This window comes from Verrucosispora sp. WMMD703 (assembly GCF_049178935.1).
GTDB classification, from domain to species: Bacteria; Actinomycetota; Actinomycetes; order Mycobacteriales; family Micromonosporaceae; genus Micromonospora; species Micromonospora sediminimaris.
Genome location: NZ_JBMHMM010000004.1, coordinates 4812271 through 4829520, shown reverse-complemented (window position 1 = coordinate 4829520; position 17250 = coordinate 4812271). Strand labels below are relative to the sequence as shown.

At 71.3% G+C, this 17250-nt stretch carries 10 protein-coding genes; 4 read left to right on the top strand and 6 right to left on the bottom strand.

Annotated elements, in window-relative coordinates; genetic code table 11:
- Entirely contained in the window at positions 1-717 is a 717-nt protein-coding gene (locus tag ACN26Z_RS22400; RefSeq protein WP_421463341.1) for a maleylpyruvate isomerase family mycothiol-dependent enzyme, read from the bottom strand.
- A 258-nt stretch (positions 718-975) separates the two neighbouring features.
- On the opposite strand from ACN26Z_RS22400, the gene rsgA reads away from it, so the two are divergent.
- From rsgA to ACN26Z_RS22385, 3 genes are all read left to right on the top strand, one after another.
- Complete coding sequence (rsgA, locus tag ACN26Z_RS22395) at positions 976-2019, top strand: ribosome small subunit-dependent GTPase A (protein WP_421463340.1); 1044 nt, start codon at positions 976-978, stop codon at positions 2017-2019.
- Between the two features lie 277 nt (positions 2020-2296).
- Positions 2297-5239 carry an excinuclease ABC subunit UvrA gene (gene uvrA / locus ACN26Z_RS22390; protein WP_282237497.1) on the top strand — a complete coding sequence of 981 codons (2943 nt, stop codon included), beginning with the start codon at positions 2297-2299 and terminating at the stop codon, positions 5237-5239.
- Positions 5240-5432: 193 nt separating this feature from the next.
- Positions 5433-5909 (top strand): Rieske (2Fe-2S) protein, encoded by a 477-nt coding sequence (locus tag ACN26Z_RS22385; protein ID WP_421464697.1) that lies wholly within the window; start codon positions 5433-5435, stop codon positions 5907-5909.
- Positions 5910-5964: 55 nt separating this feature from the next.
- Here the strand turns inward: ACN26Z_RS22385 and ACN26Z_RS22380 are convergent, their stop codons facing one another.
- Positions 5965-9216, bottom strand: coding sequence for a penicillin acylase family protein (locus ACN26Z_RS22380; protein WP_421463339.1), 3252 nt, complete (start codon positions 9214-9216; stop codon positions 5965-5967).
- Between the two features lie 190 nt (positions 9217-9406).
- Here ACN26Z_RS22380 and uvrC point away from each other — a divergent pair, with 190 nt between their 5' ends.
- Positions 9407-11521 carry an excinuclease ABC subunit UvrC gene (uvrC, locus tag ACN26Z_RS22375; protein ID WP_421463338.1) on the top strand — a complete coding sequence of 705 codons (2115 nt, stop codon included), beginning with the start codon at positions 9407-9409 and terminating at the stop codon, positions 11519-11521.
- Positions 11522-11607: 86 nt separating this feature from the next.
- Here the strand turns inward: uvrC and recQ are convergent, their stop codons facing one another.
- The 4 genes from recQ to ACN26Z_RS22355 all read right to left on the bottom strand — a co-directional run bounded on the left by recQ (position 11608) and on the right by ACN26Z_RS22355 (position 17230).
- On the bottom strand, positions 11608-13488 hold the full coding sequence (gene recQ, locus ACN26Z_RS22370) for a DNA helicase RecQ (protein WP_421463337.1): 1881 nt from the start codon (positions 13486-13488) through the stop codon (positions 11608-11610).
- 114 nt (positions 13489-13602) lie between these two features.
- The gene (locus ACN26Z_RS22365) at positions 13603-15261 is read right to left on the bottom strand and encodes an alpha/beta hydrolase (protein WP_421463336.1); all 1659 of its coding nucleotides are present in this window, start codon (positions 15259-15261) and stop codon (positions 13603-13605) included.
- Between the two features lie 92 nt (positions 15262-15353).
- On the bottom strand, positions 15354-16046 hold the full coding sequence (locus ACN26Z_RS22360) for a response regulator (protein WP_421464696.1): 693 nt from the start codon (positions 16044-16046) through the stop codon (positions 15354-15356).
- Positions 16047-16054: 8 nt separating this feature from the next.
- Positions 16055-17230, bottom strand: coding sequence for a sensor histidine kinase (locus ACN26Z_RS22355; protein WP_421463335.1), 1176 nt, complete (start codon positions 17228-17230; stop codon positions 16055-16057).
- Between the last annotated feature and the right edge of the window lie 20 nt (positions 17231-17250).

Below are 17250 nucleotides of genomic sequence, written 5' to 3'. Positions count from 1 at the left end.
CTAGATCCATTCGGGCGGGTGGGGCAGCTGCCCGTCGGGGGTGACGGTCAGCGTGGCGCCGGGGTCGCGGCCGGTCAACCACGCGGCGAGTTCGGCCGCCGAACCGGTGACGACCGGTGCCGCTGCCCGGTCGCCGAGCACCAGTTCGTGGCTGCTGCCGTCGAAGCGAAGCACCATCGCCGGTACGTCGTCCCGGTCGGCGAAGCCGCCTGTCACCTCGTGCAACAGCCGGTGACCGAAGTCCGGTGACCAGTCCGTGGGCCGGTAGCCGGCCGCCAGGTCGACATGGTGGATCTCCAGCTCCCGCAGCCGACCCCAGACGAGCAGAGCCGCCGGCTGCGAGCCGCGCCGGGTCTCGACGGTGACACCCCAGGCCGGCACCGGCATCGCGGCCACGGCCTCGGCGAACCGGTCCGCGCTGCGCCGCAGGTCGTCCAGCTGCTCCTCCGGGGTACGCGTGGCCCCCGCCTCGATGTCGGCGGTCCGGGCGGCGGCGCTGGCGTACATCGGGATCGGTTCGCCAGTGCGGGCCGAGGTGAGCAGGTTGACGAAGCCGTCGGCATTGCGGCAGAGGTGGGCCAGCACGTGTCCGCGGCTCCACCCGGGCAGCAGCGACGGTGCGGCGAGGTCGGCGGCGTCGAAGGTGGCCGCCGTGCGCAGCAGGCGCGCCGTGGCCTCGTCCACGTCGCCGGTCAGCAGCAGCGGATCCATCGTCACGGTGCTGACCCTAGTGGCCCGCGCCCACCCGCGTCGCCGGGGAATTCACTTCCGGCGTGGCGTGGCCCGACCTACCGTCTGTGCCAGCGACCCCTTCGACCGGGTCACGCGACGCGGACGGCTCGTCTGCTGCCTCGCGGCCCGGTCACCACCGGGGGAGGTCGACCAGGTTCGTGCGCGGCGCCGGAGCGGAGGAGGTGGTGGTCATGCCGGTCACCGCACCCGTGTATCACCCGCACCGACACTGAACGAGGAGCCATGACCATCTCGCTGACCGCCCTGGGCTGGGACACCGACCGGGCGGCCCACCTGCGACGTATCCGTACCGATCAGCGTCCCGGCCGGGTGGCCCGGGTCGACCGGGGCGTCTGCACCGTACTCACCGAGGCCGGGCCGGTGCGCGCCTCGACCGGCGGGGCGCTGCTGGCCGGCGCCGTGCGCGACGCGACCCGGCTGCCCGGCGTCGGCGACTGGGTGCTGCTGTGCGCCTGGCCCGACGGGCGGGTGACGGTGGAGGTGGTACTGCCCCGGCGTACCGCGTTGATCCGGCGCACCGCCGGTAAGGACGCCAGCGGTCAACTGCTGGCCGCCAACCTCGACGTGGCCGCCGTGGTGGAGCCGGTGCACCCGGCACCGGACGCCGCCCGGATCGAGCGGCTGCTCTCCCTGGTCCACGAGTCCGGTGCCCGGCCGTTGGTGGTGCTGACCAAGACCGACCTGGCGGCCGATCCGGCGGCGGTAGCGCGTCAACTGGCGGCCCTGGCTCCGGGGGTGCCGGTGCTGCCGGTCAGCGCCGAGCACGGCACCGGACTGGAGGCGCTGCGCGCCGAGGTCGGCCCCGGCCGAACCCTCGGGCTGCTCGGGCCCTCCGGCGCCGGCAAGTCCAGCCTGGTCAACGCGCTCGTCTCGGCGGTGGTGATGCCCACCCAGGCGATCCGCCGGGTCGACGGTAAGGGTCGGCACACCACCACCTGCCGGGCGCTGGTGCCGCTGCCGGGTGGGGGCGCCGTGGTGGACACGCCCGGGGTCCGGGCCGTCGGCCTGCTCGACGGCGCGACCGGGCTCGACCGCGCCTTCGCAGACATCGCCGACTTGGCCGCCAGCTGCCGGTACGGCGACTGCCGGCACGAGGCCGAACCCGGCTGCGCGGTGCGGGCGGCGCTGGATGCCGGCGCGCTGACCGCCCGCCGCTACGACAGCTGGCGCCGGCTGCAACGGGAGGTCGCCCACGAGACCCGTCGCCGCTCCACGCGCCCCACCCGTGTGTCCCGCGCCACCCGCCGCACCCCCCACCCCCGCTAATCACTGCCCACCCCACCCGTGTGTCCCGCGATCATGCAGTTGTGGTCGTCGGTACGGGCGATTTGACTGCTTTTTTCCGTGCCACAGCTGCATGATCGGCGCGCAGCTGGGCGGGGAGCGGGTGGGTGGGGGCGGGGTGGGATGTGTGGGTGGGGGAAGTTGTCGGGGGTCGGGTCTACAGTTGCCGGGGCGCACTCTCCGCGCTGACACAACCGCTGGGGTCACCTCAAAAGCGGACAGATCTTCCTCTTCATTCTCACCCGGGAGTACACGGACCGTGGCCGACCGTTTGATCATTCGTGGCGCGCGCGAGCACAACCTGCGTGACGTCAGCCTCGACCTGCCCCGGGACGCCCTGATCGTGTTCACCGGGCTGTCCGGGTCGGGCAAGTCGAGCCTGGCCTTCGACACGATCTTCGCCGAGGGGCAGCGACGCTACGTCGAGTCGCTGTCGTCGTACGCCCGGCAGTTCCTCGGCCAGATGGACAAGCCGGACGTCGACTTCATCGAGGGCTTGAGCCCGGCGGTGTCGATCGACCAGAAGTCCACCTCCCGCAACCCCCGCTCCACCGTCGGCACGATCACCGAGGTCTACGACTACCTGCGGTTGCTCTTCGCCCGCGTCGGGGAGCCGCACTGCCCGGTCTGCGGCGAGCGGATCTCCAAGCAGAGCCCGCAGCAGATCGTCGACCGGGTTCTCGCCATGGTCGAGGGCACCCGGTTCATGGTGCTCGCCCCGGTGGTGCGGGGACGCAAGGGCGAGTACGTCGACCTGTTCGCCGAACTCCAGGCCAAGGGGTACGCGCGGGCCCGGGTCGACGGTGTGGTGCACCAGCTCACCGACCCGCCGAAGCTGAAGAAGCAGGAGAAGCACACCATCGAGGTGGTGATCGACCGGCTCAGCGTCAAGCCCAGCGCCAAGCAGCGGCTGACCGACTCGGTCGAGGCGGCCCTGGGCCTCTCCGGTGGTCTGGTCCTGCTCGACTTCGTCGACCTGGCCGAGGACGACCCCGACCGGGAGCGGCGCTACTCCGAGCACCTGGCCTGCCCCAACGACCACCCCCTCGCGATCGAGGACCTGGAACCCCGGGTCTTCTCCTTCAACGCCCCCTACGGCGCCTGCCCGGAGTGCACCGGCCTCGGCACCAAGAAGGAGGTCGACCCGGAGCTGGTCGTCCCCGACCCGGAACGCAGCCTGCGCGAGGGCGCCATCCAGCCGTGGGCGACCGGGCACAACCTGGAGTACTTCCTGCGGCTGCTGGAGGCGCTCGGCGAGGCGGAACACTTCGACGTCGACACCCCGTGGCGGGCGTTGCCGTCGCGGGCGCAGAAGACGATCCTGCACGGCTCCGACGACCAGGTGCACGTGCGCTACCGCAACAAGTACGGCAGGGAGCGGTCGTACTACACCGGCTTCGAGGGTGTGGTGCAGTGGATTGAGCGCCGGCACTCCGACACCGAGAGCGAGTGGTCGCGGGAGAAGTACGAGGGCTACATGCGCGACGTGCCGTGCGCGGCCTGCGGCGGTGCCCGGCTCAAGCCCGAGGTGCTCGCGGTCACCCTGGCCGGGCGCAGCATCGCCGAGGTGTGCAACCTGTCGGTAGGTGAGTGCGCCGACCTGCTGGCCGGCATCGAGCTGACCGACCGGCAGAAGCTGATCGCCGAGCGGGTGCTCAAGGAGATCAACGCCCGGCTGCGCTTCCTGCTCGACGTCGGGCTGGACTATCTCTCCCTGGACCGCCCGGCCGGCACCCTCTCCGGCGGTGAGGCGCAGCGCATCCGGTTGGCCACCCAGATCGGGTCGGGCCTGGTCGGGGTGCTCTACGTGCTCGACGAGCCGTCGATCGGCCTGCACCAGCGGGACAACCACCGGCTGATCGAGACGCTGGTGCGGCTGCGTGGCCTGGGCAACACGCTGATCGTGGTCGAGCACGACGAGGACACCATCCGCACCGCCGACTGGATCGTCGACATCGGTCCCGGCGCGGGGGAGCACGGCGGTCGGATCGTGCACAGCGGCTCGGTGCCGGCGCTGCTGGAGAATCCCGAGTCGCTGACCGGGGCGTACCTCTCTGGTCGGCGGGAGATCCCGACCCCCCGGGGACGCCGCCCGCAGACCCCCGGGCGGGAGCTGGTGGTGCACGGGGCCCGCGAGCACAACCTGCGCAACCTGACCGTGAGCTTCCCGCTCGGCCAGCTGATCGCCGTCACGGGCGTCAGCGGCTCGGGCAAGTCGACGCTGGTCAACGACATCCTCTACGCGGTGCTGGCCAACCAGATCAACGGCGCCCGGCTGGTGCCGGGCCGGCATACCCGGGTCTCCGGCCTGGAGCACGTCGACAAGGTCGTCGGCGTCGACCAGTCACCGATCGGCCGTACCCCGCGCTCCAACCCGGCCACCTACACCGGCGTCTGGGACCACGTGCGCAAGCTGTTCGCCGAGACCACCGAGGCCAAGGTTCGGGGGTACGGCCCCGGACGGTTCTCCTTCAACGTCAAGGGCGGTCGCTGCGAGGCGTGCTCCGGCGACGGCACCATCAAGATCGAGATGAACTTCCTGCCCGACGTGTACGTGCCGTGCGAGGTCTGCAAGGGCGCCCGGTACAACCGGGAGACCCTTGAGGTGCACTACAAGGGCAAGACCGTCTCCGACGTGCTGGAGATGCCGATCGAGGAGGCGGCCGAGTTCTTCTCCGCCATCCCGGCCATCCACCGGCACCTCAAGACGCTCGTCGACGTGGGGCTGGGCTACGTACGGCTGGGGCAGCCCGCGCCGACCCTCTCCGGTGGCGAGGCGCAGCGGGTCAAGCTCGCCTCGGAGTTGCAGAAGCGCTCCACCGGGCGGACGGTCTACGTACTCGACGAGCCGACCACCGGCCTGCACTTCGAGGACATCCGTAAGCTGCTGCTGGTGCTGGAGGGCCTGGTCGACAAGGGCAACACGGTGATCACGATCGAGCACAACCTGGACGTGATCAAGAGTGCCGACTGGTTGATCGACATGGGCCCGGAGGGTGGCCACCGGGGCGGCACCGTGCTCGCCACCGGCAGCCCGGAGGAGGTCGCGGAGGTCGCCGAGAGCCACACCGGGCAGTTCCTGCGTACCGTCCTCAAGCTCGACGGCGCGGCGAAGGGTGCCGTGGCGGCGACCACCAGGGCGGCGAAGGCGAACGGTAGCCGGGCCCGGGGCGGTCGGAAGACCACAGCTGCCGCGCGCTGACGGGCCGACTCCGCCGGGCGGGATACCGACCGGCGGCGGTCGGCGGGTGTCTGACGGTCGGACGGTGCGCCTGGGTGGCCGATCGGGTGAACCGCCGGGCAGAGTGGTGCGTGCAGGGAGAGTAGCGACACATCATGCACCGGAGTGACCGACGGAGGGGCGAGGCATGAGCGAGCCGCAGGGCAGCGCTGGCATTGGCGACGATCAGGTGCCGGCCGGGCCTGGAGTGCGTAGCCGTCGGGCCGTGCTCACGGGCGCGGGGGCGGTCGGCGCGGCGGTGGTCCTGGCCGCCTGCGGCGGTGAGGACGACGGCGGCGCGGCACCGAGTCCTGGACCGCAGGTCACCAACACCGGCGACGCTGGCGGCGGGGATCGTGAGGGCGCCCAGTCACTGGCCCGGACGACCGACATCCCGGTCGGCGGCGGCGCGGTCTTCGCCGCCCAGGGCGTGGTGATCACCCAGCCCACCGCAGGTGACTTCAAGGGTTTCGACCCGGTCTGCACCCATCAGGGCTGCCCGGTGTCGAACGTCGACGGCGGCACCATCAACTGCACCTGCCACGGCAGCAAGTTCTCCATCGAGGACGGCTCCGTCACGGCCGGCCCGGCGACCACGCCGCTGCCGGCCAAGAACATCAAGGTCGACGGCGACCAGATCGCGCTGGCCTGAGCCGGCCGAACGACGGTCGCGGCCGGGACGTGCCGTCCCGGCCGCGACCGCCGCGTCACTGGGCGTAGACCGACATCTCCCACAGTGAGAAGCCGTAGGAGGTGCCCCGAGTCAGCCCGTACATCCGCACGTACCGGGCCTGTTGCGGGGCGAAGCTGACCACGTCGGTTCCGCCGTTCCCGGCGGTGGTCGACCAGGCCGGCCGCCAGGTGGTGCCGTCGGCGGAGACCTCCACCCGGTACGACCGGGCGTAGGCCGCCTCCCAGGCCAGGACCACCCGACCGACCTGCCGTACGGAACCGAGGTCCACCCGCAGCCACTGGTTGTCCGACCAGGAACTCGCCCACCGGGTGCCCAGGTCACCGTCGACGGCGCGGCCGGCGCCGTTGAACAGTTGACTGCTGGACGCGGTGACCGGGCGGCCGGCGGCCAGGTTGGTCAGGTCGTCGCCACGGCGGGCGGGGAACGAGACCACCTGCTGGTAGGTGGGGCGGTTCTGCCAGGCGATGGTGGCGTGCTTGATGCCGCCCAGCGGTGACTGGACGATGGCGTCGGCGCACCACTGGTCACCGGCGGCGCACGTCGAGTCACCCGGATAGGTCTGCGTGGCCGGCGTCGCCGCCGCCGTCCGCAGCGTGTCCAGCAGGATTTGCCGGCAGGCGGCGAGGTCGCCGTCGCCGCAGAAGGTGCGCCCCGGCCCGCCGGCCACCGGGTCACCCAGGACGGCTCGCAGATCCTTGTCGACCCAACCCCACCACCCGTACTGGAACGCCGAGCCCTTGTGGGTCTGGGCGCTGTTCGCCGACGACGGCAGGTTCGACACGTCGCCCTGCTGGTGGCCGGAGGGTGACTCGTTGACCTGGAGAGTGTTGACCAGGGACTGGTACAGCTCCGTGCCGAGCGGTTCCCGGAACATGCCCCGCACCAGCAGCGGCCACCAGGCGTCGAGGGTCCGGATCGCCTCGGCGTGCTGGTAGACCTTGCTGCCCTCGGCCGTCTCCACCCGCAGCGCGCCGGCCTGCCGCCACGCCTTCAGCCGTGCGATCTCGCTGGCCAGGGCGGTGTCGGTGACCGGTTGGCTCTCCAGTACCCGGATCAGCTCGCCGAGCACTTCGGCGCCGCGTAGATCGGTCAGCCCGGCCCGCTGCACCAGCTCGGTGAGCGAGGCCCGGTCGAAGGTGCGGCCCGCCGCGAGTGCCGCCTTGACCGGCCGGTCCAGCAGGTCACCACGGTGTACGGCACCGAAGCTGAAGTTGCCGTCGGCGGCGCCGAAGTCCTTGGCCTGCTTGTTGTTCCAGCTGACGTAGTAGTCCTGGTTCACCGACTGCGGGTGGGCCGCCGCCGGCGCGTACCGGGCGGTGCCGGATTCCGGGTCGAAGTCCTGCCACTCGTACGCCCGTTCGGCCTTCATCGGCAGGTTCGGGTTGCTGCCGGACGCCCGCAGCGGGTTGAGCCCGGAGTTGAAGTACGCCGACTCGGTGGAGTTGACGTAGAACCAGTTGAACGCGTACTCGACGTTGTTCGCCGAGGCGCGGAAGGCCGCCGCGGAGCCCATCTGGGTCGGGTCGTTGTACATCTGGAAACCGATCGCGGAGTCGGCCTCCCGGCCGTAGGTGGACCGCAGGTGGGTGAAGGCGTGCGGCACCCCGCCGACGGTGCCCCGCCAGGCCACCAGGCCGAGCTTGGTACGCCAGGCGACAAGCTTGTACGACCCGGCTGCGGTGCCGTCGGCGACGGTCGGGCTCCACCGGTTGACGTGGGACAACTCCTCCATCGCCAGGCACTGGCCGCGGAACAGGTAGTGGTTGCTGCCCAGCGTCGGCGTGCCACCGCCGGGTACGCAGAGCGGCACCGCGTACGTGTCGGTGATGTCGTGCACGGAGGAGGTGGCGCTCCAGGCGTAGTCCTGGCCCCGGCCGAGCAGGACGTACAGGTTCAGCCCGGCGAAGGCGGCGCCTCGGGCGCTGATGCCCGGCCCCTGCAACTCCTGGACCATCAGCAGTTGGGGGGAGAAGTAGCCGGTCTGCGGCCCGAACACCGCCACCGGGTGCCCGCTGGTGGAGTGCTCTGCCGAGATCACCGCCGCGTTCGACATACCGCGGTGTGCCGGGTCGATGGTCAGCCCGGACAGCGCGGCGGCCAGCTCGGAGCCGCTGTTCGAGGTCGTGGCGGTGGTCGCGGAGCCGGTCGGGTCGGTGAAGACCGGTTCGACCCGGGCCGAGCCGGCGTCCGGCAGCACCACGCTTGGCGCGTCCGGGGAGGCGTCGCCGTACGGAAAGCTCTGCCCGTCGTGCAGCGTCAGCACGGTCTCCGGGTCGTTCTGGCCCCGGAAGCCGTTCCACACCCGGTCGCCCTCCACCGGGCCGAACTTGGCCCGGGCGGCGATGCGGACCAGCGCGGACTGCATCTCGGTGCCGCCCCCGCCGCCGAACAGGCCACCGACCACGCCGGCGATGGCGACCAGGTCGGTCAGCACGAACGGCTCGGGCCCACCGGCGTTGGTGATCGCGTCGAGGTGCCCGGTGAGCACGTACTCGCCGGGGCAGTTGCGGTTGGCCATGCAGGTACGGATGTAGGCGTTGATCCCGGCGATGTACTCCTGCACGTCGGTGTAGAGCTGCTCACCGCGGTCACCCTTCTGCCGCAGCGCGGCGACCTGCGCCGACAGGTCGGCCTCGGTGTACGGGGAGGTCCGCCAGACGCTCTGCTCCAGCGCCCGGTTGCCCGGTGCCCCTCCCGCGAACGGGGTAAGCGTGCCCCGGCCGACGTGCCGCAGCAGGTCCATGGTGAACAGCCGGTCCTCGGCCCCGGCGTAGCCGGCGCCGAACATGGTGCCGGCGCGGGTGGTACCGGTGATGTGCGGGACGCCGGTGGCCCGGTCCCGCAGGATGCGGACGTCGGAGCGGGGTGAGTAGTCGCGTTCGACCTGGCTGGGCGCGACGCCGAAGGAGGCGTCGTTGAAGAAGGCGTCGATCTGGTCCTCGCGCAGTCCGGCATAGCCGTAGACGAGGTCGGCGTACCTGTCGAGCTGGTCGGCGGAGTGCCGGGGCAGGGTGCCGAGAGCCTGGTTGCCCAGAATCTCGACGAGGGTGGCGTTGCCGTTCTGGCCCGGCGGCAGGATTTCCGAGCATTCCCCGAGGCAGTAGTCGTTGGCGGCGAAGGCATTTGCGACGTTTGTCGCGAGGGTGCTCCCGGTCGGGGCGCTGGCTGCGGTGGCGGTGGTCGGGGCCGCGACGAGGAGGGCGGCGACGGCGGTGGCGGTCGTGGCACCGGCGAGCAGCCGGCGGGCGGTGGTGTGACCGGTCATGGCGATCCTCTGTGGACGGGGGCCATCGGACGGGATCATTACATGAAGAACATTCGGTTACTGGATGGTAGGCCGCCACGCTCGATATTGGAAGGAGTCGATAAGTGCTCCGGTGCTGCCGCCCAGGCGCGGGGAGAACGGGCATCAGGGGACGATCCGGGCTGTCGGGGGCGGCGACTAATCTCGGAGTGTGGCTGATCCGTCGACCTACCGTCCCGCGCCGGGCACGATTCCCGAGGCGCCTGGGGTCTACCGCTTCTACGACGGCACCGGCCGGGTGATCTATGTCGGCAAGGCGAAGAACCTGCGCAGTCGACTCAACTCCTACTTCGCCGACCTGTGGGGGTTGCACCAGCGCACCCAGCAGATGGTCACCACCGCCGAGGCGGTCGACTGGGTCACCGTGGGCACCGAGGTCGAGGCGCTCCAGCTCGAATACCTCTGGATCAAGCAGTACGACCCGAGGTTCAACGTGCGGTACCGCGACGACAAGTCGTACCCCTACCTGGCGGTGACCCTCGACGAGGAGTACCCACGGCTCCAGGTGATGCGCGGCGCCAAGCGCAAGGGGGTGCGCTACTTCGGGCCGTACTCACACGCCTGGGCGATCCGCGAGACACTCGATCTGCTGCTGCGCGTCTTTCCGGCCCGCACCTGCTCCGCCGGGGTGTTCAAGCGGGCCGGCCAGGTCGGCCGCCCCTGCCTGCTGGGCTACATCGGCAAGTGCTCGGCCCCCTGTGTCGGCACCGTCTCCGCCGAGCGGCACCGCGAGATCGTCGACGGCTTCTGCGACTTCATGGCCGGGCGCACCGACACCATGGTCCGCAAACTGGAACGCGAGATGGCCGAGGCCAGCGAGCAGCTGGAGTTCGAGCGGGCGGCCCGGCTGCGCGACGACGTCGCCGCGCTGCGCCGGGCGATGGAGAAGCAGACCGTGGTGCTCGGCGACGGCACCGACGCCGACGTGGTGGCCTTCGCGGACGACCCGCTCGAAGCCGCGGTCCAGGTCTTCCACGTGCGGGGCGGCCGGGTACGCGGCCAGCGCGGCTGGGTGGTGGAGAAGACCGAGGAGCTGACCATGGGCGACCTCGTGCACCACTTCTGCACCCAGGTCTACGGCGGCGAGCACGGCGAGGCCGATGTGCCGCGTGAGTTGCTGGTGCCCGAGCTGCCCGCCGACGCCGACGCGTTGGCCGACTGGCTCTCCACCCACCGGGGCGGCCGGGTGACGCTGCGGGTGCCGCAGCGCGGCGACAAGCGGGCCCTGATGGAGACGGTGGAACGCAACGCGAAGGACGCCCTGGCCCGGCACAAACTCAAGCGGGCCGGTGATCTCACCACCCGCAGCAGGGCCCTCGACGAGATCACCGAGGCGCTCGGTCTACGGACTGCGCCGCTGCGCATCGAGTGTTTCGACATCTCGCAGATCCAGGGCACCGACGTGGTGGCGAGCATGGTCGTCTTCGAGGACGGCCTGCCCCGCAAGAGCGAGTACCGCCGGTTCATCATCCGGGGGGCCACCGACGACCTCTCGGCGATGTCCGAGGTGCTGCGCCGCCGCTTCGCCCGCTACCTCGACGCCCGCGCCGAGACGGGCGAGGCAGGAGTCGAATCCGCCGCCGACCTCGCCATCCCGGCCGCCGCCATGGACCGTGCCGACATGGACCGCGCCGTCGTGGACACGGTTGCCGCTGACGCCGCTGCCCGTGAGTCGGCCGCCGCCGCCGACAACCCCGGCGGCGCACCGGTCGCCATCGGCGGGGGTGACGCAGACGCCGCTGACGGCAGCGACGAGCCGCGGATCGGAACGTTGGTGGACCCGACCACCGGCCGGCCACGCCGGTTCGCGTACCCGCCGCAGCTGGTGGTGGTCGACGGCGGAGCGCCGCAGGTCGCCGCCGCCGCGCAGGCCCTCGCCGAGTTGGGCATCGACGATGTGGCGCTCTGCGGGCTGGCCAAGCGGCTGGAGGAGGTCTGGCTGCCCGACGACGACTTCCCGGTCATCCTGCCGCGCGCCTCCGAGGGGCTCTACCTGCTGCAACGGGTACGCGACGAGGCCCACCGCTTCGCCATCACCTTCCACCGGCAGCGCCGCTCCAAGCGGATGACCACCTCGGCGTTGGACAACGTCCCCGGCCTGGGCGAGGTTCGCCGCAAGGCGCTGCTGCGTCACTTCGGCTCGCTGAAACGCCTCTCGGCCGCCACCGTCGAGGAGATCACCGAGGTCCCCGGCGTCGGCCGCCGTACCGCCGAAGCAATCCTCACCGCCCTCCGCACCCCCACCCCCGAACCTCCCGCAAGCTGACAACATCGGGGATGTTGCGGTCTCCACGGCATCTGGGACAGCAACAACCCTGAAGTTGCGCGGATCTTGATGGGGGGTGCGGTACCTCAGGTGGTGTTGGCGAGCACGCCGAGGAGTTGCTCGCCGTACTTGGCCAGCTTGTTCTCGCCGACGCCGCTGATCCGGGACAGCTCGGCCAGCGACGACGGCGCGTCGGCGGCGATCTGGCGCAGCGTCGCGTCGTGGAAGATGACGTACGCGGGTACGCCCTGCTCCTTCGCGGTGGCCGCCCGCCAGGCCCGCAGCCGCTCGAACGTGCCGGCCGCCTCCGCCGGCAGCTCGGCGACCACGGTGGCCGCGCCGCGGGGCTTGGCCGCCTTCGCCGGGCGCGCCGCCTCACGACGCAGCATCACGGTACGACGCCGGCCGAGCACCTCGGCGCTGGCGTCGGTGAGTGTCAGGGTGCCGTAGTCGCCCTCGACTGCGAGCAGTCCCTCGGCGAGTAGTTGTCGGACCACGCCGCGCCACTCCGCCTCGCTCAGCTCCCCGCCGATGCCGAACACGGTCAGCGAGTCGTGTCGATGCTGGCTGATCTTGTCGGTGGTACGACCGAGCAGGATGTCGATGCAGTGCCCGGCGCCGAACCGCTGGTTGCGCTCCCGGTCCAGCCGAAAGACGGTGGAGAGCAGCTTCTGCGCGGCCACCGTGCCGTCCCAGGACTCGGGTGGCTCCAGGCAGGTGTCGCAGTTGCCGCAGCCGCCGGTGGCCGGCTCGCCGAAGTACTCCAGCAGTTGCGCCCGGCGGCAGCGGACCGTCTCGCAGAGCGCCAGCATCGCGTCGAGGTGGGCGGCGAGATTGCGCCGGTGCGCCAGGTCACCCTCGGACGTGTCGATCATCTTTCGCTGCTGGACCACGTCCTGAAGCCCGTACGCCAGCCAGGCGGTCGACGGCAGGCCGTCGCGGCCGGCGCGACCGGTCTCCTGGTAGTAGCCCTCCACCGACTTGGGTAGGTCGAGGTGGGCGACGAACCGTACGTCGGGCTTGTCGATGCCCATGCCGAAGGCGATCGTCGCCACCATCACCACGCCGTCGGCGCGCAGGAAGCGCTGCTGGTTGGCGGCGCGGGTGGCCGCGTCCAGGCCAGCGTGGTAGGGCAGCGCGTCGATGCCGTTGGCGACCAGAAAGTCGGCGGTCTTCTCCACTGAGGCGCGGGACAGGCAGTAGACGATGCCCGCGTCGCCGGGATGTTCGTCGCGCAGCAGGGCCAGCAGCTGCTTGCGCGGCTCCCGTTTGGGCACGATCCGGTACTGGATGTTGGGCCTGTCGAAGCTGGCCACGAAGTGCCGCGCGTCGGTGAGGCTGAGGCGGGTGGCGATCTCGGCCCGGGTGGCACTTGTCGCGGTGGCGGTCAACGCGATGCGGGGTACGCCCGGCCAGCGTTCGTGCAGCATCGACAGGTTGAGGTAGTCGGGCCGGAAGTCGTGGCCCCACTGCGACACGCAGTGCGCCTCGTCGATGGCGAAGAGGCTGATCCGTCCCCGGTCCAGCAGGTTCAGCGTGCCCCGGCTGGCCAGCGCCTCCGGCGCGAGGTAGAGCAGGTCGATCTCGCCGGCCACGAACTCCGCCTCGACCAGCCGGCGGGTGTCCGGGTCGAGGGTGGAGTTGAGGAAACCGGCCCGTACCCCGACCGCGGTCAACGCGTCGACCTGGTCCTGCATCAGCGCGATCAGCGGGGAGATCACCACGGCCACACCGTCGCGGACCAGCGCGGGAATCTGGTAGCACAACGACTTGCCGCCGCCGGTGGGCATCAGCACCAGCGCGTCGCCGCCGGCCACCACATGGTCGATGACCTCCCGCTGGAAACCCCGGAACGAGTCGTACCCGAAGACCCGCCGCAGCACATCGAGCGTCGCTGTCACCTTCTCGGCGGTGGGTGCGTCGGAGGCGGCCAGGTCGGTGACGCTCACGTCGACGGGAGAGACCATCCGAGGATTCTACGAGCCACGTTGGGCGACATGGGTTACGGCATGTCGCGGTATCCGCGCTGGCGGAAGCCACGACATGCCGCATCTCGCGTACCGGGTAGATCGATGACGCGGTTACCCCGCCGGTGCCGCGCCGGCGGACCCGGACGGCGAGGGCCCCAGCGGCCGGGTGGTGGCGGGTGGCACGGCGTCGCACACGGTGCCCTCGGCGGGTAGCACTCCGTCGATCAGTGCGGCGTCGATGGCCGCGTCGACGCACGGGCCGCTGGTGCGGTAGGAGGTGTGGCCGACGCCCTCGCGGGTGAGCAGGACGGCGTCCTCCAGCCGCTCCGCCATCGCCTCGGCCCAGTGGTGCGGGGACACGTTGTCCAACCGGCCGCCGACCACCAGGATCGGCGGGGCGCCCGCGCCGGTGAGTTCCCGGGTGACCCGGTCCTCATTCTCGACGGGCCACAGCGCGCAGTTGAGCGCACTGTAGGCGGCCCGGCTGCCGAGCCGTTCGCCGCGTTCGGTGATCTTCTTGGCCGCGACATGATGCTCGGACAGTTTGTCCAGCTTCGGCCAGTCGACGCACCGCACGGCGGTGTGCGGTTCCTGGAGGATCGCGAACGGGCCACCGAACGGTGCAACGGTGACGAATGAGACCACGAAGTGCAGGCCCGTGCCATCACCGTGCTGCGCGCCCAGGAGGCCCGCGGTGAGTACGGGCCAGAGTGCCCGGTTGCCCGCGGCGGCCCGTGCGGCCTCCAGGGCCATTGCCCCGTCGAGCGTGCCACCCGGCGTCAGGCCCTCGACCGGGGGGACCACCAGCGGCTTCGCCTCCAGCTTGGTGATCAGGGCGTCGAAGGCGGCCCGCGGGTCGCCGTCGCCGAACGCGCACACCTGCACGCCCTCGGCGCGGCAGGTGTCGAACCAGGCGTCGAGCGTCTCTTCGTTGGAGCGGGCGACGTCGTCCAGGAGTCGCAGCGGGTCGTTCTGCCACAGGTCGGTGTCGACCGGGGCGTCGATCACCATCTGGCGTACGCGGTCGGGGAAGAGTGTGGCGTACATCGGACCCACCACCGTGCCGTACGAGGCACCGTAGAAGGTGATCTTCTCCTCGCCGAGCGCGGCACGCACCTGGTCCAGGTCGCGGGCCACGTTGTCGGTGGACAGGCTCGCCAGGAACTCGGGGCTCTGCTGGTCCAGACAGCCCTTGGTGAAGGTGCGGGCGTCGATGAGCAACTTCCCGAACGGCTTCCCACCCGGGATGCGTGGGTCGCGGTTTTCGGTCGCCTGCTCGGCTCGCTGCTCGTCGGTGAGGCAGCGCACGGCACCGGACTGACCGACACCGCGCGGGTCCATGCCGACAACATCGAACCGGGCGACGACCTCGGGCGTGTAGGGGCCTGTGTCGTTGGCGGCGTCGATGGACGCGACCGTCTCGGTAGCCGGCACCCCCGGACCACCCGGATTGATGAACAGGCTGCCGATGCGCCGCTCCGGATCGGTGGCCCGGTGCCGGGTCACGGCGAGGCTGATCTGCTCCCCGTCGGGTTCGGTGTACTCCAGCGGCACCTCGACGGTGGCGCAGTCGAGGCTCGGCCCGCACTCCTCCCACTGCACCGGGTCCGGGATCGGGGCGGGCACGGTCGGGCCGGAGGAAGGCCGGCCCGCTGCCGCCGTACTGACCCCACCGGTGCAACCGGTCAGGGCAAGCACGGCGGCGGCCAGCACCGCGGCGGTCCGTCGGGGTACCGGTGACACGCGGGTATGTCGGAGTGAAGGTGGCATGACATCGACGCTAGGCGGGCCGGCTGGCTGCGTTCTCCGTCCAAGGCTCCGGATCCACAAACCAAAGTAGGAACGTGCCCGGTGCTGCCCGATCAGTCCGGGGGAACGAGCCCCGCCTCCTGCACGAGGAGTGCGACCTGCACGCGATTGTTGAGATCCAGCTTGGTGAGGATCGCCGACACGTGGGTCTTGACCGTGGTCAGGCCGAGGTGGTGCCGCGCGGCGATCTCCGCGTTGGTGCGCCCAGCGCCGATCTCGACCGCGACCGTCCGCTCGCGGTCGGCGAGTACGTCGAGACGGCGTCGGGCGATGTGCTGCCGGCCGTCCTGCCCCGACTCCGCGACCCGCGCGATGAGTCGACGCGTCACCTCGGGCGAGAGCACGGGACGCCCCTGTGCCGCGTGCCGGATCGCGACGACGAGTTCGTCCGGCGGCGTGTCCTTCAGCAGGAACCCGGCCGCGCCCGCCCGTAGGGCACGCAGCACGTGGGCATCGGCGTCGAAGGTGGTGAACACGATGACCTGCGGCGCGGACGATTCGCCACGCAGCGTTTCCGTGGCGGTGAGCCCATCGGTGCCGGGCATCCGGATGTCCATCAACACCACGTCGGGTCGGTGACGCCGGGTCAGTTCCACCGCCTCCGCGCCGTCGCTCGCCTCAGCCACCACCCGCAGATCGGGAGCTCCGCTCAGCATCATCTTCAGCCCGAACCGGACCACCGGGTCGTCGTCGACCACCAGTACGTCGATGACTGGCTGGCCGCCGACCGCGTTGTCGGCAGGCATCGGGTGGGTCACGACGGCCAGGGTAACCGGAGCCGGACCCGCCAGCCGCCCGACTCCGTCGGGCCGTGGTCGAGCTGCCCGCCCACGAGCCGGGCGCGCTCACCAAGCCCGCGCAACCCCGCCCCGGAACCGTCGGGGCGCGAGCGTGGACCCGCCGCCCGGGCGTTCACCACCTCGGCGGTCACGTGGTCGCCGGGCCGCCCGGTGATCCGGACCACCACCGGCGTACCCGGGGCGTGCTTGCGCACGTTGGTCAGGCCCTCCTGCACGAGGCGGTAGAGCGTGCGACCCGGCGTCGCCGGGAGGATCCGGTCATCGGTCGTCACCCCGGCCTCGTCCCGCAGCTCGACCGGTGTGCCGGCTTGGCGAGCCTCGTCGATCAGCTCCAGAACGTCCACGACGCCCGGCAGCGGCAGCTCGCCCACGGGGGCTCGGAGTACCCCGATCACCTCGCGGAGATCCTGCAGGGCGCGGTGCGCGTTCTCGCGGACCACCTCGGCCGCCCGCGCCCGGTCCTCGGCCGGCGCGTCGCGGGAGTAGGTGAGGGCGCCCGCATGGACGCTGAGCAACGAAAGCCGGTGTCCGAGGACGTCGTGCATCTCCCGCGCGAGCGCCTCCCGAGCCTCCCGCGCGGCGTGCTCGGCCCGCAGCAGCGCCTCGACCTCGGCTGCTGCCGCCCGCTCCCGTAGGGATGCGACCAACGCCCGGCGGCTGCGCACCGACAGTCCCCACGCCACGGTGGCGAGGTGCCCCAGCACGATGATGATGAACACCGTCAACGGTGGAGCCGTCGTCTCGGGCCACTGCAGCTGATACGTGCCGAGGGCGGCGAGACTGATCGTGCACACCACGACCGTCGCCCTGATCGATCGGTGCACTGCGACGGTGAACAGCGCGACGATCGCGGCCGGGGCGACCGTTTCGGAGAATGAACTCGCCACGGCCAGGACGACGCCGAGCACGACCGGGAACCGGCGTCGCCACCACAGTGCGAGGTAGCCGAGCGCCCCCGTGACCCAGTCCGCGTACCGGAGCCAGGCGGAAACCGGCGTGGGGTCGTTCACCTGGTCGACCACCGTGATCAGTCCCACGGTGGCGGCCAGCACGATCAGGGTGGCGTCGACCGTCCGGTCGCCCACCGCCTCGCGGAAGGTCCGCCCCGAAAGTTGCGTTGCTCCGGCCATCGGCCCGAGCTTAGAGCGCG

Excerpts from the sequence above, each read along its gene's own strand:
- rsgA (WP_421463340.1), top strand. The coding sequence starts at position 976 with ATGACCATCTCGCTGACCGCCCTGGGCTGGGACACCGACCGGGCGGCC.
- ACN26Z_RS22365 (WP_421463336.1), bottom strand. The coding sequence starts at position 15,261 with ATGCCACCTTCACTCCGACATACCCGCGTGTCACCGGTACCCCGACGG.
- ACN26Z_RS22355 (WP_421463335.1), bottom strand. The coding sequence starts at position 17,230 with ATGGCCGGAGCAACGCAACTTTCGGGGCGGACCTTCCGCGAGGCGGTG.
- ACN26Z_RS22380 (WP_421463339.1), bottom strand. The coding sequence starts at position 9,216 with ATGACCGGTCACACCACCGCCCGCCGGCTGCTCGCCGGTGCCACGACC.
- recQ (WP_421463337.1), bottom strand. The coding sequence starts at position 13,488 with ATGGTCTCTCCCGTCGACGTGAGCGTCACCGACCTGGCCGCCTCCGAC.
- ACN26Z_RS22360 (WP_421464696.1), bottom strand. The coding sequence starts at position 16,046 with ATGCCTGCCGACAACGCGGTCGGCGGCCAGCCAGTCATCGACGTACTG.